Annotated in this window: 22 protein-coding genes and 1 tRNA gene; 10 read left to right on the forward strand and 13 right to left on the reverse strand. The window is 62.5% G+C overall.

The features are described from left to right. Window positions 1-4: 4 nt before the first annotated feature. The 6 genes from smpB to prfB form a co-directional block, all read right to left on the reverse strand. Entirely contained in the window at window positions 5-478 is a 474-nt protein-coding gene (gene smpB, locus H7C86_RS04065; RefSeq protein WP_003942330.1) for an SsrA-binding protein SmpB, read from the reverse strand. A gap of 76 nt (window positions 479-554) precedes the next feature. Next, entirely contained in the window at window positions 555-1,460 is a 906-nt protein-coding gene (ftsX, locus tag H7C86_RS04070; RefSeq protein ID WP_003942367.1) for a permease-like cell division protein FtsX, read from the reverse strand. Between the two features lie 81 nt (window positions 1,461-1,541). Beyond that, window positions 1,542-2,222, reverse strand: coding sequence for a cell division ATP-binding protein FtsE (gene ftsE, locus H7C86_RS04075; RefSeq protein ID WP_020969258.1), 681 nt, complete (start codon window positions 2,220-2,222; stop codon window positions 1,542-1,544). Window positions 2,223-2,293: 71 nt separating this feature from the next. Beyond that, window positions 2,294-2,779: a hypothetical protein gene (locus tag H7C86_RS04080; protein WP_020907206.1), complete on the reverse strand. Its 486-nt coding sequence runs from the start codon at window positions 2,777-2,779 to the stop codon at window positions 2,294-2,296. Then, window positions 2,776-3,660: a mechanosensitive ion channel family protein gene (locus H7C86_RS04085; protein ID WP_019747849.1), complete on the reverse strand. Its 885-nt coding sequence runs from the start codon at window positions 3,658-3,660 to the stop codon at window positions 2,776-2,778. The genes H7C86_RS04080 and H7C86_RS04085 overlap by 4 nt, the downstream gene beginning before the upstream one ends. A gap of 22 nt (window positions 3,661-3,682) precedes the next feature. Then, a complete protein-coding gene (prfB, locus tag H7C86_RS04090) occupies window positions 3,683-4,789 on the reverse strand; it encodes a peptide chain release factor 2 (protein WP_003942364.1) in 1,107 nt (368 codons plus the stop codon). Between the two features lie 133 nt (window positions 4,790-4,922). Between prfB and H7C86_RS04095 the strand changes: the two genes are divergently transcribed. From H7C86_RS04095 to H7C86_RS04105, 3 genes are all read left to right on the forward strand, one after another. Further along, window positions 4,923-5,417: a carbonic anhydrase gene (locus H7C86_RS04095; protein ID WP_019747848.1), complete on the forward strand. Its 495-nt coding sequence runs from the start codon at window positions 4,923-4,925 to the stop codon at window positions 5,415-5,417. Window positions 5,418-5,436: 19 nt separating this feature from the next. Then, complete coding sequence (gene hisN / locus H7C86_RS04100) at window positions 5,437-6,219, forward strand: histidinol-phosphatase (RefSeq protein WP_019747847.1); 783 nt, start codon at window positions 5,437-5,439, stop codon at window positions 6,217-6,219. 137 nt (window positions 6,220-6,356) lie between these two features. Beyond that, window positions 6,357-7,889: a multicopper oxidase family protein gene (locus H7C86_RS04105; protein ID WP_182261133.1), complete on the forward strand. Its 1,533-nt coding sequence runs from the start codon at window positions 6,357-6,359 to the stop codon at window positions 7,887-7,889. On the opposite strand, the gene H7C86_RS04110 is transcribed toward H7C86_RS04105, so the two are convergent. Then, window positions 7,883-8,521 (reverse strand): response regulator transcription factor, encoded by a 639-nt coding sequence (locus H7C86_RS04110; protein ID WP_097387524.1) that lies wholly within the window; start codon window positions 8,519-8,521, stop codon window positions 7,883-7,885. The two genes, H7C86_RS04105 and H7C86_RS04110, sit on opposite strands and share 7 nt — an antisense overlap. After that, complete coding sequence (locus tag H7C86_RS04115) at window positions 8,518-9,624, reverse strand: sensor histidine kinase (protein ID WP_182261168.1); 1,107 nt, start codon at window positions 9,622-9,624, stop codon at window positions 8,518-8,520. Before H7C86_RS04115 ends, H7C86_RS04110 begins: the two co-directional genes overlap by 4 nt. 142 nt (window positions 9,625-9,766) lie before the next feature. Between H7C86_RS04115 and H7C86_RS04120 the strand changes: the two genes are divergently transcribed. From H7C86_RS04120 to H7C86_RS04130, 3 genes are all read left to right on the forward strand, one after another. Beyond that, window positions 9,767-11,215 carry an acyl-CoA dehydrogenase family protein gene (locus tag H7C86_RS04120; protein ID WP_029255064.1) on the forward strand — a complete coding sequence of 483 codons (1,449 nt, stop codon included), beginning with the start codon at window positions 9,767-9,769 and terminating at the stop codon, window positions 11,213-11,215. A gap of 27 nt (window positions 11,216-11,242) precedes the next feature. Further along, entirely contained in the window at window positions 11,243-12,448 is a 1,206-nt protein-coding gene (locus tag H7C86_RS04125; protein WP_003942363.1) for an acyl-CoA dehydrogenase family protein, read from the forward strand. A 173-nt stretch (window positions 12,449-12,621) separates the two neighbouring features. Further along, window positions 12,622-14,256, forward strand: a complete 1,635-nt coding sequence (locus tag H7C86_RS04130; protein WP_003942348.1) for an acyl-CoA synthetase — start codon at window positions 12,622-12,624, stop codon at window positions 14,254-14,256. A gap of 6 nt (window positions 14,257-14,262) precedes the next feature. Here the strand turns inward: H7C86_RS04130 and H7C86_RS04135 are convergent, their stop codons facing one another. From H7C86_RS04135 to H7C86_RS04145, 3 genes are read right to left on the reverse strand one after another with little or no spacing between them, the layout of a single operon-like run. Then, entirely contained in the window at window positions 14,263-15,591 is a 1,329-nt protein-coding gene (locus H7C86_RS04135) for an amidohydrolase family protein (RefSeq protein ID WP_182261134.1), read from the reverse strand. A 40-nt stretch (window positions 15,592-15,631) separates the two neighbouring features. Beyond that, window positions 15,632-16,609 carry an isopenicillin N synthase family oxygenase gene (locus tag H7C86_RS04140; protein ID WP_020907141.1) on the reverse strand — a complete coding sequence of 326 codons (978 nt, stop codon included), beginning with the start codon at window positions 16,607-16,609 and terminating at the stop codon, window positions 15,632-15,634. Between the two features lie 15 nt (window positions 16,610-16,624). After that, the gene (locus H7C86_RS04145; protein ID WP_235867780.1) at window positions 16,625-17,815 is read right to left on the reverse strand and encodes a nitrate ABC transporter substrate-binding protein; all 1,191 of its coding nucleotides are present in this window, start codon (window positions 17,813-17,815) and stop codon (window positions 16,625-16,627) included. Between the two features lie 251 nt (window positions 17,816-18,066). On the opposite strand from H7C86_RS04145, the gene H7C86_RS04150 reads away from it, so the two are divergent. The 4 genes from H7C86_RS04150 to H7C86_RS04165 are packed head-to-tail and all read left to right on the forward strand — an operon-like array spanning window position 18,067 to window position 21,510. Continuing rightward, window positions 18,067-18,849, forward strand: coding sequence for an ABC transporter ATP-binding protein (locus tag H7C86_RS04150; RefSeq protein ID WP_019747838.1), 783 nt, complete (start codon window positions 18,067-18,069; stop codon window positions 18,847-18,849). Beyond that, window positions 18,846-19,751 carry an ABC transporter permease gene (locus tag H7C86_RS04155; protein ID WP_020969249.1) on the forward strand — a complete coding sequence of 302 codons (906 nt, stop codon included), beginning with the start codon at window positions 18,846-18,848 and terminating at the stop codon, window positions 19,749-19,751. The genes H7C86_RS04150 and H7C86_RS04155 overlap by 4 nt, the downstream gene beginning before the upstream one ends. Next, entirely contained in the window at window positions 19,748-20,818 is a 1,071-nt protein-coding gene (locus H7C86_RS04160; protein ID WP_182261135.1) for an isopenicillin N synthase family oxygenase, read from the forward strand. Before H7C86_RS04155 ends, H7C86_RS04160 begins: the two co-directional genes overlap by 4 nt. Window positions 20,819-20,865: 47 nt before the next feature. Next, window positions 20,866-21,510: a GntR family transcriptional regulator gene (locus tag H7C86_RS04165; RefSeq protein ID WP_020907137.1), complete on the forward strand. Its 645-nt coding sequence runs from the start codon at window positions 20,866-20,868 to the stop codon at window positions 21,508-21,510. A 4-nt stretch (window positions 21,511-21,514) separates the two neighbouring features. On the opposite strand, the gene H7C86_RS04170 is transcribed toward H7C86_RS04165, so the two are convergent. Both H7C86_RS04170 and H7C86_RS04175 read right to left on the reverse strand, forming a co-directional pair. Then, entirely contained in the window at window positions 21,515-22,291 is a 777-nt protein-coding gene (locus H7C86_RS04170) for a triacylglycerol lipase (protein ID WP_182261136.1), read from the reverse strand. Window positions 22,292-22,364: 73 nt separating this feature from the next. Then, window positions 22,365-22,438: transfer RNA gene (locus H7C86_RS04175), tRNA-Met, on the reverse strand. Window positions 22,439-22,817: the final 379 nt, after the last annotated feature.

Here is a 22,817-nt window from a genome sequence, read left to right on the forward strand (position 1 = left end):
GAGGTCAGCGCATGCCCTTGATACGACGACCGAGCTCGCGGGTCACCTCGCGCTCGGCGGTCCGCTTGGCCATGTCCTGGCGCTTGTCGTAGTCCTGCTTACCCTTTGCCAGCGCGAGTTCGACCTTGACCTTGCCGTCGTTGAAGTACATCGACAGCGGAACCAGTGTCTGGTTTCCCTCGCGGGTCTTGCCGACGAGGTGCTCGATCTCACGCTTGTGCAGCAGGAGCTTTCGGGTGCGGCGCGGTGAGTGGTTGTTCCACGTGCCTTGCGTGTACTCCGGAATGTGCAACGAGCGCAACCACACTTCGCCGTTGTCCACGGTGGCGAACGCATCGACGAGCGACGCCTTGCCTTCACGCAGACTCTTGACCTCGGTCCCGACGAGCGCGATTCCGGCCTCGTAGGTGTCGATGATCGTGTAGTTGTGGCGTGCTTTGCGATTGGTCGCAATGACCTTGCGGCCCTTTTCCTTCACTGTCCGGGCCTCTCAGTCCGCTGTCTTGCTGTCGAATGGTTCTTGCTGTTCCAGCATAGAAGCTCGTGCAAACCGATTATTCGCGGACGTACAGACGCAGTGTGACGTACGCCGTCACCGCGGCCATTCCGACGCCGGCAAGCACGAGGATCGGCGAGACGAACAGCACGTCACTGTTGGAGATCCGCGCCACGATGTTGGCTTCGTAGACATCGGACAGGACCCCGTCGATGAAGACGTTCTTCGCCGTGAACAGTCCGGCAATGGCGAGCACCGCACCGATCAAGGCCGCCACGACGGCTTCGAGAAGGAACGGAAGCTGGGTGTACCACCGCGTCGCGCCGACCAACCGCATGATGTTGACCTCGGTACGACGCGTGAACGCGGCGATCTGGACCATGTTGGCGATCAGCAGGATGGCCGCGATCGCCTGGACGATCGCGATCGCGAACGCTGCGTTGCGCACTCCACCGAGCACGCTGAACAGTCGGTCCACCAACTCGCGCTGATTGAGCACACTCTCGACGCCGGGCCTCGAACCGAAGGTGTCGTTGATGACGCCGAACCGCTCCGGGTCACTGAGCTTGACCTTGAACGACGCCGGGAAGCTGTCCGGGCTCACCAGCGCTGCCAGCTCGGGCTGGTCCTTGAACACGCGCTCGGTGGCATCCTTCACGGCGTCTTCGCGGTTGAGGTACTGAACCGCGACGACGGACGGAGTCTGCTCGAGTTCCTTGCGCAACGAACTGCAGATCTCCTGCTCGCAACCGGGATCAGCCGAAGAGATGTCGTCGGTCAGGAAGATCTGCACCTCGACGCGTTCGAGGAAGATCTGCTGGGTCTTGCCTGCCATCTGCACGACCAGCAGACCACCGCCGAAGAGACCGAGGGAGATTGCCGTCGTCAAGATCATGGCGATGGTCATCGTGATGTTGCGGCGTAGGCCGGTCAGGACTTCGCTGAAAATAAAGCTGGCGCGCATCGGGGAATCCGATTCCTTTTCGAGAGGCCGGTTGTTTCACGACAACCGGTGGGCGTACGGGACGTGTGGTCGTAGTCGGCGCTACCTGCCGACGCCGTACACACCCCGCGCTTCGTCTCTGGTCACCTTGCCGAGATCGAGTTCGATGACGCGTCGACGCATGGAGTCGACGATGTGGTGATCGTGGGTCGCCATCACGACGGTGGTGCCTGTGCGGTTGATCCGCTCGAGCAGCAACATGATGTCCTGGCTCGTTTCGGGGTCCAGGTTGCCGGTGGGCTCGTCGGCGAGCAGCACGAGCGGGCGGTTCACGAATGCGCGGGCGATGGCGACGCGCTGCTGCTCACCGCCGGAGAGTTCGGTGGGCAGTCGATCGGCTTTGCCGGCCAGACCGACCATGTCGAGGACCTCGGGCACAGTGCGCGCGATGACGTTGCGGGGTTTGCCGATGACTTCCAACGCAAAGGCGACGTTCTCGGACACCGTCTTCTGCTGAAGCAGGCGGAAGTCCTGGAAAACACAACCCATGCTTTGGCGAAGCTTCGGCACGCGGCGGGCCGCCAACTTGTTGACGTGGAAATCCGCGACCTCGATGTCACCGGACGTGGGCGACTCCATCTTGAGCAGCAACCGCATGAACGTCGACTTGCCAGAGCCGGAGGGGCCGATGAGGAAGACGAACTCCCCCTTCTCCACCTCCACGCTGACTTTGTCGAGCGCCGGCCTGGTGGAGGCCTTGTAGGACTTCGACACATTCTTCATGCTGATCACAACTAGCCAGTCTAGCCGTTATCTAACGGTGACCTTGGCGCCACGCGCGAGCACCCTCGTCCTTATCCGGTACCGGTGGTCGCAGGTGACTGTGGCACCGACGTCGGTGCCTGCATTGCCGCGCCAGGTTGCGGAACGGTCGTCGTCGCAGGAGTCGTCGGCACTGTGGTCGCAGACTGTTCGGCGTTTCCCGGAGCAGGCGCTGGACCAGAAGTCGGCGTCGGAGAACCGGAGCTGCCCGTACTCGATTCCGAGGACGGAGCCTCGGAGGTGGTCGTCTGCTCGGTCGAGGACGGCACGGGGGTCGTCGTCGACGGTTGTTTGACCGAAGGCGCGACGTACGGCTCGGTCTGCGACGTGTCGACGCTCGGCGGCGGGTTTGCTGCCGTTTCTTCCGGATTGAGGTACGTGTGCAGCAGATACGTGAGGATCCAGGCGACCACGAGAATGAACGTCGAGGTGCGCATCCGGCCACCGAAGATCCGTGACGGAAGCCAGTCCAGGTGAATCAGGCGGTCGAGTCCGCGGCGCGGTTCCTGATCGGTCATTCGCTCGCCTCCTCGGTCCGTGCGGTGTGCAGATCCGGTGACACCGTGATCCCCTGACGTCGCAGTGCTGCGGCGACGCGGACACGAAGTGCTCGCCCGACCTGGAATTGTTTGCCAGGCAGCGTGCGCGCAACCATCCGCACGTTGACCTGATCGACCTCGAGGCTTTCGACGCCCATGACAGTGGGCTCGTCGAGCAGCAGTTTCTTGAGTCCACGGTCAGCCATCGCGTCGACTCCGACCTGACGAAGTACCTCGTTGACCCGGGTGAGGTCGGCAGTCGCCGGAACCGGAACGTCGATGACGGCGCGTGCCCAGTCCTTGGACAGGTTGGTCGCTTTCACGATCTGGCCGTTGGGAACGGTGATGACCTCGCCGTCGGAGTTTCGCATCCGCGTCACGCGCAGGGTCACGTCCTCGATGACACCTTCGGCGTCGTCGGAGGAGCCGGTGATCGCAAGTCGCACGGTGTCACCGAAGCCGTACTGGCGTTCGGTGATGATGAAGAAACCGGCAAGAATGTCCTGCACGACGCGCTGTGCACCGAAACCGAGCGCCGCACCGAGCACAGTCGCCGGCGCCACCAGACTTCCGATCGGCAAGTTCAGTTGGTCGAGAACCTTCAGCGTCGCGATCACGTAGATGAACGTGATGACCACCCAGGTGATGACCTGCGCGACCGAGTGGCGATGCTTGGTCGCTTCGGAGCGAACCAGCGCATCGCCCAACTGATAGTTGGAGTCGATCTGGTCGGTGACCTTGTTGCCGCCCCAACTGACCAACCGGGCGAGAATCATCGCGCCGAGCACGGTCATGAGGACGGACAAACCGGTGGTTTGAAGCCAATCGAGCAGGTTCTGCCCAGGTCGAAGTAAAGTCATCGTGCCTTTCGGTATCCGAACGCTATGCGGACTGGTTCTCGCTCATGCGCCAGCGGATGCCGGCCTCGAGGAACCCGTCGATGTCGCCGTCGAGCACTGCCGACGGGTTGTTGACCTCGTACTCGGTACGCAGGTCCTTGACCATCTGGTACGGATGCAGAACGTAGGAACGCATCTGGTTGCCCCACGAGCTGCCGCTGTCGCCCTTGAGCGCATCCATCTCGGCGCGCTCTTCCTGACGCTTGACCGCGAGCAGCTTGGCCTGCAGGACGCGCATCGCCGACACCTTGTTCTGGAGCTGCGACTTCTCGTTCTGACAGGTGACGACGATTCCCGTCGGGATGTGTGTGAGTCGAACGGCGGAGTCAGTGGTGTTCACGGACTGACCACCCGGACCGGACGAGCGGTAGACGTCGACGCGGATGTCGTTCTCGTTGATCTCGATGTGGTCGGTCGTCTCGACGACCGGCAGGACCTCGACCTCGGCGAACGACGTCTGGCGACGCCCCTGGTTGTCGAACGGGCTGATTCGGACGAGCCGGTGGGTGCCCATCTCGACTGACAGCGTTCCGTAGGTGTACGGGCCCTTGATCGCGAACGTCGCGCTCTTGAGTCCGGCTTCTTCGGCGTACGACGTGTCGTAGACCTCGACGCCGTAGTCGTGCTTCTCCGCCCAGCGGATGTACATACGCATGAGCATCTCGGCCCAGTCTGCGGCGTCGATTCCGCCGGCGCCGGAGCGGATGTTGATGAGTGCGTCGCGCTCGTCGTACTCGCCCGACAGCATGGTCTTGACTTCCATCGCCGCGATGTCGTCACGCAGGCTCGCCCGCTCGGCGTCGGCATCGGCCACCGCGTCGGGGCCTTCGTCTTCTGCCAGTTCGTAGAGGATCGGCATCTCGTCGAGCCGCTCGCGCAGTGCGACGATGCGGCGAAGCTCCGCCTGGGCGTGGGAGAGCTGGCTGGTGACCTGCTGGGCGTGTTCCTGGTCGTTCCACAGACCGGGGTCGGCCGCCTGGTGCTCGAGCTCGTCGATGCGTCGGCGCAGCTCCTCGACGTCCACAACCGATTCGCAGGTGCGAAGGGTGGTGTCGAGGGCGTTCAGGTCTGCAATTACGTCGGGATGCACGGTTCTCAAGGCTACCGGGTGCCGACCTGGGCTCTGCTGTGCGTCACCCTGTCCGCTCCCCCGTGCGTCACCTATTGGGATCACCGCGACTGGAAGCCTTGCCAACCAGGGTCCGAGGGAACCTACTGGAGTGATGACTGTCACCGACGAATACCTGCAGAACAACGCCGCCTACGCCGAGCAGTTCACCGGTCCGCTCCCCCTCCCACCCAGCAAGCACGTTGCCGTTCTCGCCTGCATGGACGCCCGCATCGACGTCTATCGGGTGCTGGGGATCCAGGAAGGTGAATCGCACGTCATCCGCAATGCGGGTGGAGTCGTCACCGACGACGAGATCCGATCCCTCGCCATCAGCCAGCGTCTGCTGGGAACTACCGAGATCATCCTCATCCACCACACCGACTGCGGAATGCTGACGTTCACCGACGACGACTTCAAGCGATCCATCCAGGACGAGATCGGCATCAAACCCAACTGGGCTGCCGAATCGTTCCCCGACATCGACGAGGACGTCCGTCAGTCGTTGAAGCGCATCGAGAACAGTCCGTTCGTCACCGCGACGACCTCCCTACGCGGATTCGTCTTCGACGTCGCCACCGGAAAGCTGAACGAAGTCCTCCCCGTTTGAGCCGGTAGGTTGTGTACCCGTGACCGATCGCGCATCCGACCTCGCACTCGCCCTCCGTATCGCCGACGAGGCTGACGCGATCACTCGCGCCCGCTTCGGTGCGCTCGATCTTCGAGTCGACGACAAGCCGGACCTCACCCCTGTCTCCGACGCTGACCTCGCTGTCGAGCGTGCAGTGCGCGCGACACTCGGTGAGCACCGACCGGAGGATTCCGTACTGGGCGAAGAATTCGGCGGCGACGCAGTCTTCGAGGGCAGGCAGTGGGTGGTCGACCCCATCGACGGGACCAAGAACTTCGTCCGCAACGTACCGGTGTGGGCCACGCTGATCAGCTTGCTCGAGGACGGCGTCCCCGTTATCGGCGTCGTGAGCGCACCCGCCCTGAATCGGCGATGGTGGGCTGCAACAGGTTTGGGCGCACATACGTCCTTCGGGGACAGTGATGCGCGGGCGATCCAGGTATCCGCCGTCGATCGCAGCGAGTCAGCGAGCCTGAGCTTCTCGAGCCTCTCGGGGTGGAAGGACCGCGGAATTCGCGATCAGTTCGTCGAACTCACCGACCACGTATGGCGCGTGCGCGGTTACGGGGACTTCTTCTCCTACTGCCTAGTGGCCGAAGGCGCCGTCGACATTGCTGCCGAACCCGAGGTTTCCCTGTGGGATCTGGCAGCGCTCGACGTATTGGTCCGTGAGGCCGGCGGCGCGTTCACCGATCTGGACGGCGGCGCAGGTCCGCACGGCGGCAGCGCGGTCGCCACCAACGGACTGCTGCACGAAGACGTTCTGGCCCGCCTGCGGTAACCGCCCGGATACCAGAACATCCCACCCGCCGCAAGGGTCCGAGGGAGGAGTTCCGACAGGCCCGTCGGCAGGATTCGGCACGACATCTCGGCCCGTTGACTGGAAGTAGTTGATCACGCACTACTTCCAGGAGAACGATGAACCGGATTTCCAGGCGCACGATTCTGTTCGGTCTGGCCGCAGCGCCCCTCGGGCTCGCGGTGGGCTGCGGCGCCGACCCGGCAGCGAAGAGCGCCACGTTGGCGGTGGCCGGAACTTCGCGTCCGCTACCGATTCCGCCGCTTGCCGAATCCACCGTCGACGACGCAGGTGTTCGCCACTTCACACTTCGTGCCGGTGCCGGGACCACCGAGATCGTCGCGGGAAAACTCACCGACACTTGGCGTTTCAACGGATCCATTCTGGGGCCCACCGTCCGCGCCGAACGCGGAGAGTCTGTCGCATTCACGATCGAGAACACACTGGCAGAGGCCACGACCGTCCATTGGCACGGCATGCATCTGCCCGCAAGATACGACGGTGGCCCGCACCAGACCATCGAAGCCGGCGGACGCTGGGAACCGGCGTGGACGATCGGTCAGCCGGCGTCGACGCTGTGGTATCACCCACACCCGCACGGATCCACCGAACGGCACGTGCAGCGCGGTCTCGCCGGACTGTTCCTGATCGACGATGCCGACACGCGGGCGCTGGACATCCCCAAAACCTATGGTGTCGACGATGTTCCGCTGATAATCCAGGATCGTCGATTCCTCGCCGACGGCAGCTTCGACGAATCAGATCCGACCGACATCGGCCTGCTCGGCGACACGATCGTCACCAACGGCATCTCCGACGCCTACCTCGACGTCACCACCGGGGTCGTCCGGTTGCGCATCCTGAACGGCTCTTCCGGCCGTCTCTACAACCTGGGGTTCCCCGACGACCGCACGTTCGATCTGATTGCCACCGACGGCGGACTGCTCGAATCACCGATTGCGATCAAGCGGATTCAGCTCAGCCCCGGTGAACGAGCCGAGATCGTGGTTCGCGTCGACCCCGGTGCGACGACCACACTGGTGTCGTTCCCGATCGAGGACGGCGGTGGCGTGAGTTCCTCCGACGCCGAGAACTTCGGCATGAACGATCGCTTCGACATCATCGAACTGCGGGGGGTTGCCAGCCGCACGTCACGGTCGACTCTCCCGGCGCAGTTGGCCGTACTACCGCGTCTCGATCCGTCGAAGGCTAGCGTTTCCCGAACCTTCGATCTGCAGTGGTACATGATCAACGGGCAACGAATGGACATGAACCGCATCGACTTCGAGGCCGAGGTCGGCGCGACCGAGGTGTGGACGATCACCAACAAGGACAACTGGCCACACAATTTCCATGTCCACGACGTACAGTTCCAGATCCTCGACGTCGACGGTCGCACTCCCCCGCCGCACTTGCGCGGACTCAAGGACACCGTCTACACACCGCCGGGCAGCAGGGTTCGCGTCGCACTGCAGTGGTCCGAGTACACCGATCCCACGTTCCCGTACATGTTCCACTGCCACCTGCTGATGCACGAGGACCAAGGGATGATGGGCCAATTCCTCGTCCTCGAACCGGGACAGAAGGCGGCTCCGATGCAGATGGACATGCCGATGGACATGCCGATGCCCGGTTCGCACTCCGGTCACTGAAAGTTCTGCAAGTAGTACACAGCGAGGCGAACCCGATTGTCGCAACCGGTCTTCGACATCAGGTTCGCCACGTGCGTCTTCACCGTGGTCACACCCAGATGCAGCGTGTCCGCGATCTCCTGATTGCTCTTCCCTTCTGCCACCAGTGCGAGGACCTGCGATTCGCGATCGGTCAGCGGAACGCTCTCTGTCACCGCAGTGTCTGCGATACCACCGATCACCGCTCGATCCACAACGCGGCGGAGAAGTTCCGGAGTGAACACCATCTCGCCCTCGGCGATCCGCCGAATGGCGCCGAGCAACTCGGCGGGTTCGGTGTCCTTGACGAAGAACCCCGAAGCCCCCGCGGCGAGTGCGGGATACAGATGATCGTCGTCGTCGAAGGTGGTCAACACGAGAATGCGCGCTCGACGACCGGCCTTGACGATCTGCTGCGTGGCACCGATCCCGTCCAGCCCGGGCATTCTCAAGTCCATCAGAATCACGTCGGGATCCAATTCGGCAGCGAGTGCTACCGCCTCGACGCCGTTCGACGCCTCACCGGCCACGGCCATGTCCTCGGCTGCAGCGCACAGCATCCGCAAACCGGCGCGCACCAGTCGCTGGTCGTCGACGATCAGCACGCTGATCACGAGACACCGCCCGAGACAACCAGTGGAATACTCACGTGCACTTCCCATTTCCCGTCACTGTTCGTGCCGGCGGTCATCTCGCCGCCGACCAACTCCGCGCGCTCCTTCATTCCCACCAGGCCATGACCTGCATTCCGGGGCGATCCCTCGACGTCGTTGACAACCCTGACATGCACCCGGTTGTCATCGCGACCGACCGAGACCGATACCAGCCCCTTCTTGTCGCCATGCTTCATGACGTTGGTCAGTGATTCTTGAATCACCCGCAACAACGTCAGCCTCCCGATTGCATCGAGATCGGCTGCGCCTGACTCGACATTCTCCTGGGTATCGAAGACCGACTGCACCTCGAAACCCGCCGCACGCACACGATCTATCGCCGCCCCGATTTCCGCGTCTACGGCATCCGGCTCGACCAGAGCGACCTCACCGAGCGAAGGATCACGAAGTGCGACCAGAAGCCGACGGATATCGGCCAACGCGTCCGACGCCGTCGCACGCACATCCGCGAGGACCTCACGCACGGCCTCGTCCTGGGGCGCCAAGACATGTTGAGCCACGCCGATTCTCAGGACGATCGAGGCCATGTGGTGTGCAACCAGGTCGTGCAGTTCGCGGGCGAGCGCACTGCGCTCCGCAGCGCGGGTCTGCGCAAGATTGTTCGCGGCCAATTCACGCTGCGAGCGCAGATACAGTCCGAGCAGCAGTGGCAACCCCACGTACGCAAGCACTTTCACAGCCGTGGTGACCGAGAAGAATGCTTCGTGAGATTCGAACCAGATCCCCGCGAGCACCGAACCGCACCATCCTGCTGCCGATACGGCAACCATTTCTCTGCGCTCGGCCCGCATCGTGACGTCGACGACGGCGACAGCCCCGAGATACGGAACAAGTTCGGACAGCCCCCAGGCGTCGGCGACGAACATCGGAACGGCGAGCGCCGAGATGGCCAGGGACGCGAAGACCGGACATCGACGGCCGGCGACGAAGGCGAGCGCCGACAGCATCGACAGTATCCAGTAGGTGACGGGAACTCGATACTCCCCCGGATACGTGCTGGCGATCAACAGGCACGGGACCACCACCAACGGCGCGTAGCGCATATATCGCTGTATCCGATCTGGCACCTCTGTCCGGCTCACCCCTCGAGCCTATGACGCGCATCATTTCGCGGTTTCTCGACAACAGACCTTACTGATGAGTAAGATAAAAATCGTCCAACGCCCCAACACCGAGAAACAGCTGGTGATCATGACCAAGCAAGACAGTGTTGCCCCCGACAAGAGCGCTCAGCGCAGCGAATCGGGCGCGCAGCGCGGCGGCGCCAAGGGTGCGCCCCGCGACACGTCCGCCGTCGGCCTGAACCCGATCAAACGCGACGCCATGGGCGCAGCCATGCGTGTGCTTACCAAGATCACCGGTTCGGAACTGGCCGAGAAGTTCAATCTGCGTCAGACCATCGATCGCGTGACCTACGAGGGCACCAAGACGGGCTTCAAAACCCTGGGTGCCGCCACTCGAGGGTTCCAGAAGGTCTCGGGCAACGGTGCACCCAAGCGCCTGCCCGACAACCCGAGCAAGAACGCCGACTACTTCGATCTCACCCCGGACGACGACCAGAAGATGATCGTCGAGACGGTGCGTGAGTTCGCGGCCGAGATCCTGCGTCCCGCGGCCTACGACGCCGACGGCGCAGCTCAGGCCCCCGCCGATCTCTCCAAGCGCGCGGCCGAGCTCGGTATCACGCTGATCAACGTTCCCGAAGAACTCGACGGAGCGGCCGCCGATCGCGGCGCAGTCACCAATTCTCTTGTTGCCGAGGCACTTGCGCACGGAGACATGGGACTTGCACTTCCGATCCTCGCACCGAGCGGTGTTGCAGTTGCACTGACGCAGTGGGGCACCGACGCGCAGCAGAAGACCTACCTTCCGGCCTTCACCGGCGAGCAGGTCCCCGGCGCAGCAGTGGTGGTCAACGAACCACGCGCACTGTTCGATCCGTTTGCCCTGCAGACCAAGGCAGTGCGCTCCCCCAGCGGCTACAAGCTCAACGGCGTCAAGAGCTTGGTGCCCGCTGCGGCTACGTCCGAACTCTTCGTCATCGCCGCGGAACTCGACGGCAAGCCGTCCTTCTTCATCGTCGAATCCGACACCAAGGGACTCGTCGTCGAAGCAGATCCCAGCATGGGTCTGCGCGCCGCCGGCCTGGGTCGCCTGATCCTCACCGACGTCGCTGTGTCGGAGTCCGCGCTGCTCGGCGACGGTGACGCCGAGCAGCGCAAGGCCGAATACGCCGACGCGATTCGCCTGGCTCGCCTCGGTTGGGCGTCCATGGCCGTCGGCACCAGCCAGGCAGTTCTCGACTACGTGATTCCGTACGTCAACGAGCGCGAAGCGTTCGGCGAGCCGATCAGCCACCGCCAGGCGGTTGCCTTCATGGTCGCCAACATCGGCATCGAACTCGACGGACTGCGTCTGGTCACGCTTCGCGGCGCTTCACGCGCCGAGCAGGGCTTGTCCTTCGCTCGCGAATCCGCTCTGGCCCGGAAGCTGGCTTCCGAGAAGGGCATGCAGATCGGCCTCGACGGTGTGCAACTCCTCGGTGGACACGGGTTCACCAAGGAACACCCGGTCGAGCGCTGGTACCGCGACCTCCGTGCCATCGGCGTTGCCGAGGGCATCGTCCTCATCTGACGCCGCTGAACTTCCAGGAGAACCACGATGATCAACCTCGAACTTCCCAAGAAGCTCAAAGCATCAGCGAACCAGGCACATCAGGTCGCGGCGCAGATCTTCCGACCCATTTCACGTAAGTACGATCTCGCTGAGCACGAGTATCCCGTCGAGCTCGACACCATGGCCGCCATGGTCGAAGGCCTCTCCGATTCCGGTGGAGACATCGGCGGTGCCAGCGGCGGACGGTCCGACGCGAGCGCCAAGGGTGGCAACGCCAACGGCGGCAACATGTCTGCGCTCCTCAACTCGCTCGAAACATCTTGGGGCGACGTCGGACTCATGCTCTCGATCCCCTACCAGGGGCTCGGCAACGCCGCGATCGCCGCAGTGTCCACCGACGAACAGCTCGAACGTTTCGGCAAGGTGTGGGCCTCGATGGCCATCACCGAACCGAGCTTCGGTTCCGACTCCGCCGCAGTGACCACCACCGCCGTTCTCGACGGCGACGAGTGGGTTCTCAACGGCGAGAAGATCTTCGTCACCGCCGGTGAGCGTTCGACGCACATCGTCGTGTGGGCGTCGGTCGACAAGTCGAAGGGCCGAGCGGCCATCAAGTCGTTCGTCGTTCCGCGTGACGCACCGGGCCTGAGCGTTGCTCGCCTCGAGCACAAGCTGGGCATCAAGGCCTCCGACACCGCAGTACTCCTGCTCCAGGATTGCCGCATTCCCGCGGACAACATCCTCGGCAGCCCGGAGGTCAACGTCGAGCAGGGCTTTGCCGGCGTCATGCAGACGTTCGACAACACCCGGCCCCTCGTTGCAGCCATGGCCGTCGGCGTCGGACGCGCGGCTCTCGAAGAACTGCGCGGCATCCTGACCGAAGCCGGTGTCGAGATCTCCTACGACACACCGGTCTACAACCAGCATGCAGCTGCAGCCGAGTTCATCCGTTTGGAAGCCGACTGGGAGGCCGCGTACCTGCTGTCTCTGCGCGCGGCGTGGATGGCGGACAACAAGAAGCCGAACTCGCTCGAAGCGTCCATGTCCAAGGCGAAGGCCGGCCGCACCGGCACCGACGTGACGCTCAAGGCAGTCGAGTTGGCCGGAACTTACGGCTACTCGCAGCGCCCGTTGCTCGAGAAGTGGGGCCGCGACTCGAAGATTCTCGACATCTTCGAGGGCACCCAGCAGATCCAGCAGCTGATCGTCGCACGCCGCCTGCTCGGAAAGTCGTCCGCCGAACTGAAGTGACGGTCGAACTGAAGTGACGGTCGCACAGACCCGATCCCGAAACACTCCGCCCCGCCACCTTTCGAGGTGGCGGGGCGGACTGCTCGGTCGCCATCGTGAAACTTCACCACCGAAACCTGATTGCCCATTAGTGTGTAATCAGTCCTACAACGACGCTCGGAAGAGGTTCACGTATGCCCGGATTGGTCACCAAGGTCACTGACACCATCGGCGCGGCGGGGGTCATGTTCCGAGCCGGACTCGTCCCGTTCCCTCGCCTCGATCGCGGGCTCAAATCCATTGCAGCCGTGGACAAGTACGGACCCTTTGCCGGGCCGGTCCATGCACACGCCGAGAACGGCTACGACGCGGTGGCGATCATCGACGAGCGCGGACCCATCACCTATGCCGAGCTCGAGCGTCAGAGCAACGCGTTGGTCCGGGCGTGGCAGGCCGACGGCATCACGTCCGACTCCGTCATGGGTGCGATGTGCCGTAACCATCGAGGCTTGGTCCTGACCATGCTGGCGGCAGCGAAGAACGGAACGAAGCTCGTTCTCATGAACACGGGCTTCGCACGGCCCCAACTCGTGGACGTCGCCGCGCGTGAGAAGGTGGTCGCCTTCGTCTACGACGACGAGTTCGCTGACATCGCCGATGCCTTGCCGGACGACGTCGTCGTCTATCGTTCCTGGCCAGAGGGCACGGCCGCGGACGGTTCCACGGCAGCTACTCTCGACGAGGCCATCGCCGGACGCACCACGTCGTCGGTGCCGGCACCCGAGAAGAACGGTGGCTTCGTCCTCCTCACCAGCGGCACAACGGGAACTCCCAAAGGCGCGCCGCGTGGCCACACCTCCCCTCTCGCGTCGGCACAGTTCCTCGACCGCGTGCCGTTGCGCCGCGGACAGACCATGATGATGGCGGCCCCCGCCTTCCACGGAACCGGCGTCTCGCAGTTCGCTCTCGCGTTGGCGCTCGGCCAGACCGTCGTCATGCATCGAAAGTTCGACCCGGAGAACACGATCAAACTTGTCGCACAATACAAGTGCGACAGTCTGGTAGTGGTCCCGACGATGCTCACTCGGATCATCGACCTCGGTCCCGACGTGCTGTCCAAGTACGACACGTCGAACCTGAAGATCATCTTCTCGGCAGGTTCGTCACTCTCACCCGATCTGTGCAAGCGAGTCACGGCCTCGTTCGGCTACGTCCTCTACAACCTGTACGGATCCACCGAGGTCGCGGTGGCGACAGTCGCGACTCCCGAGGATCTGACCATTGCGCCGGGAACCGCGGGCCGCGCGCCGGTGACCTGTCACGTCGAACTGTTCGACGAGAACAACAAGAAGATCACCACCCCACACACGATCGGCAGAATCTTCGTCGCCAGCGGGCTGAGCTTCGAGGGATACACCGACGGGCGTGACAAGGAACGTATCGACGGACTTCTCTCGACCGGCGACGTCGGACACTTCGACGCCAACGGCCTCCTCTTCGTCGACGGCCGCGACGACGACATGATCGTCTCCGGTGGCGAGAACGTCTACCCGCTCGAAGTCGAGAACCTGCTCGCCGATCGAGAGGACGTCTTGGAAGCGGCAGTCATCGGAGTCGAGGACGCCGACTTCGGGCACCGCCTGCGAGCGTTTGTCGTCGTCGCCCACGGCGCCGACCAGAACTCCGACGAGCTGAAGGATCACGTCCGGTCGAATCTCGCGCGCTACAAGGTTCCCCGCGAGATCGTCTTCATCGACGAACTTCCCCGCAACGCCACCGGAAAGCTGTTGCGCCGCGTCCTGATCGAGATGGAGATCAGCGAAGACTGAGCACAGTCACAAAGCGCTGAGCGTCCGGATCAATTCCGCCTCGTCGACGCGAGTAGAGTGCCCGTCGCGGAGCACGACCTCGCCCGCAACCAACACCGTGTCCACGATCTGACGACTGCCCGTCGTGAGAATGGACGCGCCCGGATCTCGCACCGGGAGGCAACCGAAGTCGCGTTCGAACCGAATCATGGTGAGGTCGGCGGGATCACCCACGGAGATCCCGCCAGACCTGGCCGGCAGACCGAGTGCTGCGTTTGCACCGCCGGATGCGATGTCGATCATGGCTTCGAAGCCGAACAGGTCGGCGCGGCCGCGCGCGGCTCGCTGCACGTAGGCGCCGGTGCGCAGCGTCTCGAGCATGTCCTGAGTGTCGTTGCTGGCTGCGCCGTCCACACCCAACCCCACCGCGATCCCCGCGTCGAGGAAACTCGGGACGGGCGCGATTCCGCTACCGAGGCGCATGTTGCTGACGGGGTTGTACGACACTCCGACGCCGCGCTCCGCCAGCACCTTCTGACCACGGTCGTCGAGTTCGACGCAGTGGACCGCCAGCACCCGGTCCCACAAGAACCCATGGGAATCCAGGTAGTCGACCGCGTTCATGCCCGCGTGTTCGGTACACATCGTGTTGTCGGTCTGCGTCTCGAGCAGGTGAATCGAGACCGTCAGATCGCGAGCCTGCGCGAACTCACGCACTTCCGACATCCCGTCCGGGGTCAGCGAACGTGGGTTGGGTACCGCGACTGCCAGGTCAATGCGGGAACCGACGACGTCGCGCATCATCTGATCCGTATGTGCGAGAACATCTCCGAGTGGTTGCATGAGCCGCGGATCGAAGCCCCACTTCCTCGTCTTGTCCGCCCGGTCTGCGGTTCCGCGTCCCAGCACCGCACGAATCCCGGTGTCGTGCAACGCCCGGATCACGGCATCGTGAACCTCGCTGGACGGGTGCGGCCACATGTGTTCGACCAGGGTCGTCGTACCGCTGCGCAATGCCTCCAGCGAGGCTGCGACAGTGGCCGTGTATGCGCGCTCGGGAGTGATCTGAACCGACTCTTCTGCGACCGCGAGTAGCCATTCGAGAAGCGGTGTCCCTTCGGCGATCCCACGCATCAGTGACTGCTGAAGGTGCGTATGGGTGTTGACGAACCCAGGGATCAGATACGCCGCCGATCCGTCCACACTTCCAGGTGTGGCGGTGCCGGTCGACTTCTCGATCGATTCGACCACCCCATTCGAGACGACGACGTCGCGGCCGGTCAGCCATTGCCCGCCGCTGTACAACGTCACGTCCCGGATGATCGCGTCGGTCATGTTCTTGGTCGCGGTAGTCATCGCCAGTTCTCCTGAAAGTGTGTGACGGAACGGATACGGATCAACGCGCGAAGTTCGCGCGTACTCGCTGGTCGATGTAGTCCTCGGCAGTGATCGGCGGGTATTTGCCCGCCGGCCCCTCGATGGTCACGTCGCGGTTCGCCTGAGCGAAGAACGCGAGGCTGTAGCGGGCTCCCCGATAGTCGGTGACTCCGGGACTCTTGACCCGGTGGAAGTTCGACGGCAGGACATCATCACTCCATCTCATCAGCATGTCGCCGATGTTGCAGGTGATCGCTTCCTCGGCCGGCACCACCGACGTCCATTCCTGGGTGTCCATCTCCTTGCCCGGGCACAGTTGCAACCCGCCCTGACCGTCACGCTGGAAAAGCAATGTCAGGCAATCGAAATCGGTGTGCGCTCCGGCACGCCACATCCCTTCGACATCTGCGTCGGCGGCAAGGGGGAAGTAGTGGAGTAGTCGCAGTGTGCTCTGGTAGGTGGCCACCGACGGGTCATGTGCCCTGGTGAAGAAGTCTCGTTCGAATCCCAGCTTCTCGGCGAAGCACGACAACAGGTCCATCGCAATGCCCCAGCACTTGGCTTCGAAGTCCAGGATCGTTTCGCGGAATCCACCCAATTCGTCTGCAGTGGGCCACAGATCACCCATATGCGGGCGGGTCACCTGGTAGGACTCTTTCTGATCAGGTGTTCCGATGGACGGACGCACCTGCGTCATGCTCTCCCAGCCGGAGTTGAAACCCTTCTTGAGCGGGTACTGCGCTTTCACCTCAGTGGGCAGTGCAAAGAATCGCTCGGCCGCCGCGAAAGCCTCGCGGACCTGGTCCAGATCGATTCCGTGATTGACGATTTGGAAGAATCCGATGTCGGTCGCTGCCGACCACAACTCCTCGGCGATCTCGCTGCGCCGGTTCTCGAAATCCGAGAGATCGATTCTTCGGACCTCGCGGTCGGTGGTCTCCGTGCCCAGGCCACCCATGCGGGTCTCGCGGTTGAGTTCTGTCATGTCGTACGTCATTTGCTGTGAGCTCCTTCAGCGGATTCCGATGGACCGATCGGTGAATTTGTCGGTGTAGATCTCTTCAGCAGTCAATGACTGCGGTATCGCCGCACCCCCGGCGTTGAGAATGGGCTTCAGTTCTTCGACGGTGTGAGCGACTCGCGTCATGTCGAACGTGCCGACGGATCCGTCTGCCTCGTTCGCGATCAGGCCTTTCTCTTTCAGGAGCTGGGCACTGAACGCTGCTTCACCCTCGGTGTAGGGAGAGAACGACACGTCCTGCGAGACGACGTCGACAATGGCAGCATTCGCCGCATCCGGCGCAGTGATGTAGTCCGCGGTGGCCTGCTGAATGATCGGAACCAGCTTGCTCAAACACGGCGAGAGTGTCTCGACCTTGTCGGCACGAACGGAAACATTGGACGCGTAGATGTCGAAACCCGAATCTTTCAGCAGGTCATAGGAAACCGGCTTGTCCCACGCCGGCGTCTCCTTCTCGTACGTGTACGGTTCCGAATTCGCGAATCCTTGCTGAGCGATGGTCGGGTCACCGACAAATCGCGAGGGAGCTCCGTCGTAGCTCGTGTCGAGCTGAGACTGCTTCAGTAGTCCTTTCGCCACGAGCCACTGCGGAAAGAGTTGCTCCTTGGAAACGACGACACTCGCGTCGGACTTGCCGATATCGGCAACACTCGTCCAGTCCGGATGAGACTCTTTGTCCCACATGAGGATTGCCGGGCTGTATTTGAGCAATGGCGTGACGGCCACAACGGGCTGACTTGCCGCTGCCGCGATCACCTGATCCCCGTGCACCAAGCCGAGAGTGATGGAATCGTCGACGTACATCTGGGAGCTGACGGATTGGAACCCGATTGCCGGTCCCCCGGCCCGCAAGGTCAGGTCGACTCCGGTGTCCTTCCCTCCGGCGACAAGAGTCCCACTGACGGACTTGTCGTCGGTGTCGACCGAATAGCCGGGACCGAGCATCTCGAAGAGCGCTCCCATATCCGACTGTGGCTGCCATTGGAGTTGAACCACAACGTTTTCCGGACAGAGACCCGCAAGGTTCTGCGCCTCGGCAGCTGGTTCGAGAGATTCGGCTTTCGCCGTCTCAGCCTCACTGGAGCTGCACGCAGTCAATCCGATGGCTGCACACATGGCCAGTGCCGCGCCCGCCGCTCCCACACTTCTGCGATTGGAATGCACCTTGCGATTTGAATACACAGCGTCTCCTTCGTGAAAACAATTGGGATGTGGGCGAACCAAGAAGGGTGATCCGATGAGCACACTCTGCAGCACGTGGATTACATGCAATCGCCTCGTTGTTTCCATCAGGTAACGCGCGCCAGGATTCTCGCTTCACCTGCAATGTCACCTCACATTTACATTCAGCAATCTAAGCGACATACATGCAATTCAAGATAGTTCCTACATCTTGAAGAACTTTTGCATGCATTACCGAACCGGAGGCTCAGATGGAACTCGCGAACACGATGCAGGATGCCGACGCTCGCAAGCTCACCGCGCCGATGCAGATGGTCTTTTCCGATGTCGTCAAGAAGTTCGATACCGGCACTGTCGCGCTGGACGGCATCGATCTGGACGTGGAGCGAGGAGACTTCGTCGCCGTGGTCGGACCCTCAGGCTGTGGCAAGTCGACTTTGTTGCGCATGGCGGCCGGCCTCGAGCGACCGACCAGTGGTGCGGTTGCCCTCGACACCGAATCAGTTGGCTTCATCTTCCAGGAGCCGACTCTCCTCCCCTGGCGAACCGTGCAGGCCAACGTCGAATTATCGGCTGAACTCGGTGGCGGCGACAAAGCAGCGCGAAAGTTGCGCGCCGACGAGGCAATCCGCGCAGTCGGCCTTGCGGACTTTGCGAAACAACTGCCCAATGCGTTGTCAGGCGGAATGAAGATGCGTGTCTCGTTGGCGCGTGCGCTCACCCTCGCACCCGCTGTGATGCTGCTCGACGAACCTTTTGGTGCGCTCGACGAGATGACACGACTGGAGATGCAGGTAGAGCTCCAAAGGCTCTACACCGACAAAGGGTTCACCTCGATGTTCATCACGCACTCGGTATCCGAGGCCGTGTACCTCGCGAACAAGGTGGTCGTCATGACCGCCAGGCCTGGACGAATACATTCGGTCGTGGACATCGATTTCCCGTACCCGCGTAGCCCGGAACTGCGCTACGACGCCCGATACACCGAACACGTCGCCGAGATCTCGGCCAGCCTCCATGGGAGCTCACGATGACCGAAGTCCTTGCAGTACAACAGGGCACCACCGTACGCAATACCGCCGTTCGTACTGATTCTGCGACCACGGCGCAAGCACAGGCACAGTCCGGACGGCCCTCTCGAATGAGAGCGCTCGGCACCTTCCTGCTCTATCCGCTGCTCTCACTTGCCGGCGCGGTCGCAGCGTGGTCGATCGTCAGCTACCTCGTTCTCTCCCCGGAACGTCGATTTCTCCTTCCGCCGCCGAGTCAAGTACTGACGAAGTCGCTACTCGACTGGAAACACCTCTCTCCCATGCTCGAAGCCCTCGCAGTGACGGCACAGGTTGCGCTGGTCGGCTTCGTCGTCGCGGTGGCAGTCGGCGTCGGAACCGGCGTGCTGATGAGCCAGGCCAAGTGGATCGAGCGGATCGTCTATCCATATGCCGTTGTGCTGCAGGTCATTCCCATCCTCGCCATCGTCCCCCTCATCGGGCTCTGGTTCGGCTACGGCATGACCGCGCGCACCCTGGTTTGCGTTCTCATCGCAGCCTTCCCGATCATCACCAACACACACTTCGGGTTGCAATCGGTCGATCGCGGACTGCACGAACTCTTCACCCTCGGCCGCGCCTCGCGTTGGGATCGACTGGTGAAACTCGAACTGCGAGCGGCAATGCCGGCCATTCTCACCGGTATCCGCACCGCCTCCGGCCTTGTTGTCGTCGGTGCCATCATCGGCGACATGTTCTTCGCCAAAGGACAACCCGGGATCGGGACCCTGCTCGACGTCTACCGAAGCCGCCTTCAGTCCGAGGATCTGATCGCCGCGATCGTGATCGCGTCGGTGTTCGGCGTCCTCGTCTTCTCTGCCTTTGGATTCCTCTCACGTGTGCTCGTCGGTAAGTGGCACACGTCCGGCCGCAAGGACTTTAAATGACCCACGAAATTCCCGCCTTCGAAATCCCTACGATCGATATCAGCCCGTACCTCACCGGCGAGGCATCGGCTGCAAACGCCACCAACAGCACTGCCTGTGCGGAAGTGGCAGCTCAACTCGATCGCGCGTGCCGGGAGGTCGGATTCATACAGATTGTCGGACACAGCATTCCACGATCGGCGACCGACGGACTGGCCGACGCTCTCGACGAGTTCTTTGCTCTCCCACTGACGGTGAAGAACAACTATCGCCGTCCCTCGTCCGAGAACCGTGGCTACTCGCCACCGAAGTCGGAATCACTCAGCATGAGCCTGGGCGTCGCCGCTGCGAACCAGATGAACGATTTCTACGAAGCAATAGTCGTGGGCACAGAGGTGAGCGACTATCCGGGCGTCGACCTACCCGAGTCCAGCTACGCTGCCAACGCTTGGCCTGAGGCCGCGCCCGGATTCCGACCGGCAATCGAAGAGTATTTCCGTCATGCCCAGGGCTTGGCACGAATCCTGATGTGCGCCTTTACCGACGCCCTCGGATTGCCGCCCGAGTACTTCGATTCGATGCTCGACCATTCGATCGACGCGATGAAGATGAACAACTACGCACTGCCTGAGGGCGAGATCCGCATCTCCGGCGACATGACGGGAATGGGCTCTCACACCGACTTCGGAATCTTGACCATCCTGTGGGCAGATCAAGTTCCGGGCCTTCAAGTTCTGAGTGCCGATGGCGTATGGCACGACGTCCAACCTGCCGACGGCGCACTCTTGATCAACCTCGGCGACGCAATGGCACGCTGGACGAACGACCGATGGCGCTCGACAGTGCACCGAGTCGACCCACCTATCGTCGATGGTCAGATCATCCGACGTCGCTCTGCCGCATTCTTTTTCGACGGAAACTACGACGCCGTCATCGAAGCACTGCCAGGAACTCTCGAACCGGGCGAGGTGGGATACCCGCCGATCACGATCGCCGAGAACATCGCGGCCAAAGTGGCCGGACTGAAAGGCGCGACGGCGCCCGAGGTCGACAGTCGCAGCGCTGACCGGGTGCGCGCCGCCGGATAGCGCTCCCGGGTACCGTCGATATCGTGCAGGATCGAAGTGAGGACAAGATGACCACCACCGAACGAGCTTTGCTCACCGAGTCCGTGCACGAGACGCTTCGAGAACTGATCTTTTCGGGAGAGCTGGCGCCGGGGACACCACTGAGTGTTCCCGCGCTGGCGAGCAAGCTCAATGTCAGTCGAACGCCGGTCCGCGAGGCCGTGCAGCAGTTGATCTACGAGGGCATCGCGGTCCACACCCGAAATGCCGGTGCAAAAGTCGATTCGCTGGACGCAGAGTCTCTGCGCGCGGTCTTCGAGGTGCGTGAGGTACTCGACGGTCTCGCGGCGTTCAACGCGACGGCCAATGCCACGCATGAAACCGTGTCACAGCTGAACAAGATGGTGCAGGTGCAACGCGAACTTCTCGAGAGCCCGCCGGATCAGCGTCGCGATTCGACGCTGGACCTCGAGTTCCACACCTTGATTCGTGAGACTGCATGCAATCACCCGCTCAGTGAAGCCCTACATCGTCTCGACGGACAGTCACATCTCTACCGTTCGGACATGTGGAGCCTCGAGCTCAATCGGCGGATCGCCGTCACCGAGCATGCTCGTATAGTCGCGGCCATCGAATCGGGTGACGCCTTGGGGGCCAGAACTGCGGCGAGCGCACACGTAGCCGGGCTACTCGTCCGAACAACCCGGACCTGAAGCTTTACCGAAATGACGGGAACAACGTGTCAGGCCAGGTGATGTCGCCGTCGTTCTCGTCCACGAACGTACCGACACAGTCGCGCCCCAAAGCGCTGATCGCTCCCGAGATGACCTCTGAATGCTCGAGCTCGGTGAGATGGTCTGCTCCGGTTCCGGCCCCGGGAACGCCATCGACGTACACCCGGCACTGGCCCCCGTCCAACCGACCGTCCGCCCACTCGCCTGAGCTCTGCACCACCGAATAGTAGGCAGATCCAGGAGTGTCCTCACCGGCATTGAGCTTGGTGAGAACTTCGGAGAACATGCAGGTGTCGTAACCGTCGGCAGGGCCTTGTACGCAGCCACCGGGGCTACCGTACTGCGGAGCACCGATGGCGACGAATGAATCCACTACTTCGGAGCCACCGAGGAACTTCGCGTAGTACCGGGAGCTCAGTCCACCCGCACTGTGCGCGATCACCCCGACGGAGTCAGCGCCGGCAGCGTAGGAGCGAATCGAATCGGCAATCAGCTCGGCGTCGGCCGCAATCATCTTGCCGGGTGCGTCGACGAAGTGTGTCTCGTAGCCCGCAGCGCTCAGTGCCTCGGCGAGGGCGCGGTAGGTCGCCTGGTGCGTTTCTCCCGAGTTGTAGAGCTGCTGCCCTGGAACGATGAAGACCACGCGCTTCGCATCGGTGATCCGCCCACCGGCGGCAGCGCTTCCTGCCGAGAACGCCAGAGCGGTGGCCACCAGCGAAGTAGTCACCGCCATCGCCAAAAGAATCTTCGAGAGTCGCACGTCGCCACCCTACGACGGCTGCGCACAAAAAAGGACCGCCGCACTGGAATCCAGTGCGGCGGTCCTTTTCTAGTAGCGGGGACAGGATTTGAACCTGCGACCTCTGGGTTATGAGCCCAGCGAGCTACCGAGCTGCTCCACCCCGCGATGCATTGACAAAGTTACACGAGCAGATGAACGGAACGCAAATCGCCTGCGCTGGAGCGAAATACACGCCTGAAAGTCGAAGAATCGGGTGACTGGGTTCACAAAATGCCCGTGAGCATCAACACATAACAAGCATGTAACGAACGTACCTCGAAACGGCATCGGAAAGGCTCTACCAGCACAAACGCCGAAAATCCTGGATGGGAGAAGACCAGGTGGTCCGGAAAATCGCGAATCGACCCTCGTTCAGCGCTCCCGTACGGTCGGTCCCGGCCCGAATCAACCGGGCGAACGCCGACCCGCCGCTGCTCCACTCTGCCCCGCGGGATCGGAACCCCCGAAACCTTCGAGGGGCAGAGACACGGAGAGACAAGCGCCC

Source organism: Rhodococcus sp. UFZ-B548, from assembly GCF_903819475.1.
Taxonomy (GTDB): Bacteria; Actinomycetota; Actinomycetes; order Mycobacteriales; family Mycobacteriaceae; genus Rhodococcus_F; species Rhodococcus_F erythropolis.

What these genes read in the sequence shown, in the direction of transcription:
- ftsX (WP_003942367.1), bottom strand. Translation starts at nt 1,460, where the DNA reads ATGCGCGCCAGCTTTATTTTCAGCGAAGTCCTGACCGGCCTACGCCGC.
- ftsE (WP_020969258.1), bottom strand. Translation starts at nt 2,222, where the DNA reads ATGAAGAATGTGTCGAAGTCCTACAAGGCCTCCACCAGGCCGGCGCTC.
- H7C86_RS04080 (WP_020907206.1), bottom strand. Translation starts at nt 2,779, where the DNA reads ATGACCGATCAGGAACCGCGCCGCGGACTCGACCGCCTGATTCACCTG.
- H7C86_RS04085 (WP_019747849.1), bottom strand. Translation starts at nt 3,660, where the DNA reads ATGACTTTACTTCGACCTGGGCAGAACCTGCTCGATTGGCTTCAAACC.
- H7C86_RS04095 (WP_019747848.1), top strand. Translation starts at nt 4,923, where the DNA reads ATGACTGTCACCGACGAATACCTGCAGAACAACGCCGCCTACGCCGAG.
- H7C86_RS04105 (WP_182261133.1), top strand. Translation starts at nt 6,357, where the DNA reads ATGAACCGGATTTCCAGGCGCACGATTCTGTTCGGTCTGGCCGCAGCG.
- H7C86_RS04115 (WP_182261168.1), bottom strand. Translation starts at nt 9,624, where the DNA reads ATGCGCTACGCGCCGTTGGTGGTGGTCCCGTGCCTGTTGATCGCCAGC.
- H7C86_RS04125 (WP_003942363.1), top strand. Translation starts at nt 11,243, where the DNA reads ATGATCAACCTCGAACTTCCCAAGAAGCTCAAAGCATCAGCGAACCAG.
- H7C86_RS04130 (WP_003942348.1), top strand. Translation starts at nt 12,622, where the DNA reads ATGCCCGGATTGGTCACCAAGGTCACTGACACCATCGGCGCGGCGGGG.
- H7C86_RS04135 (WP_182261134.1), bottom strand. Translation starts at nt 15,591, where the DNA reads ATGACTACCGCGACCAAGAACATGACCGACGCGATCATCCGGGACGTG.
- H7C86_RS04140 (WP_020907141.1), bottom strand. Translation starts at nt 16,609, where the DNA reads ATGACGTACGACATGACAGAACTCAACCGCGAGACCCGCATGGGTGGC.
- H7C86_RS04150 (WP_019747838.1), top strand. Translation starts at nt 18,067, where the DNA reads ATGGAACTCGCGAACACGATGCAGGATGCCGACGCTCGCAAGCTCACC.
- H7C86_RS04155 (WP_020969249.1), top strand. Translation starts at nt 18,846, where the DNA reads ATGACCGAAGTCCTTGCAGTACAACAGGGCACCACCGTACGCAATACC.
- H7C86_RS04160 (WP_182261135.1), top strand. Translation starts at nt 19,748, where the DNA reads ATGACCCACGAAATTCCCGCCTTCGAAATCCCTACGATCGATATCAGC.
- H7C86_RS04165 (WP_020907137.1), top strand. Translation starts at nt 20,866, where the DNA reads ATGACCACCACCGAACGAGCTTTGCTCACCGAGTCCGTGCACGAGACG.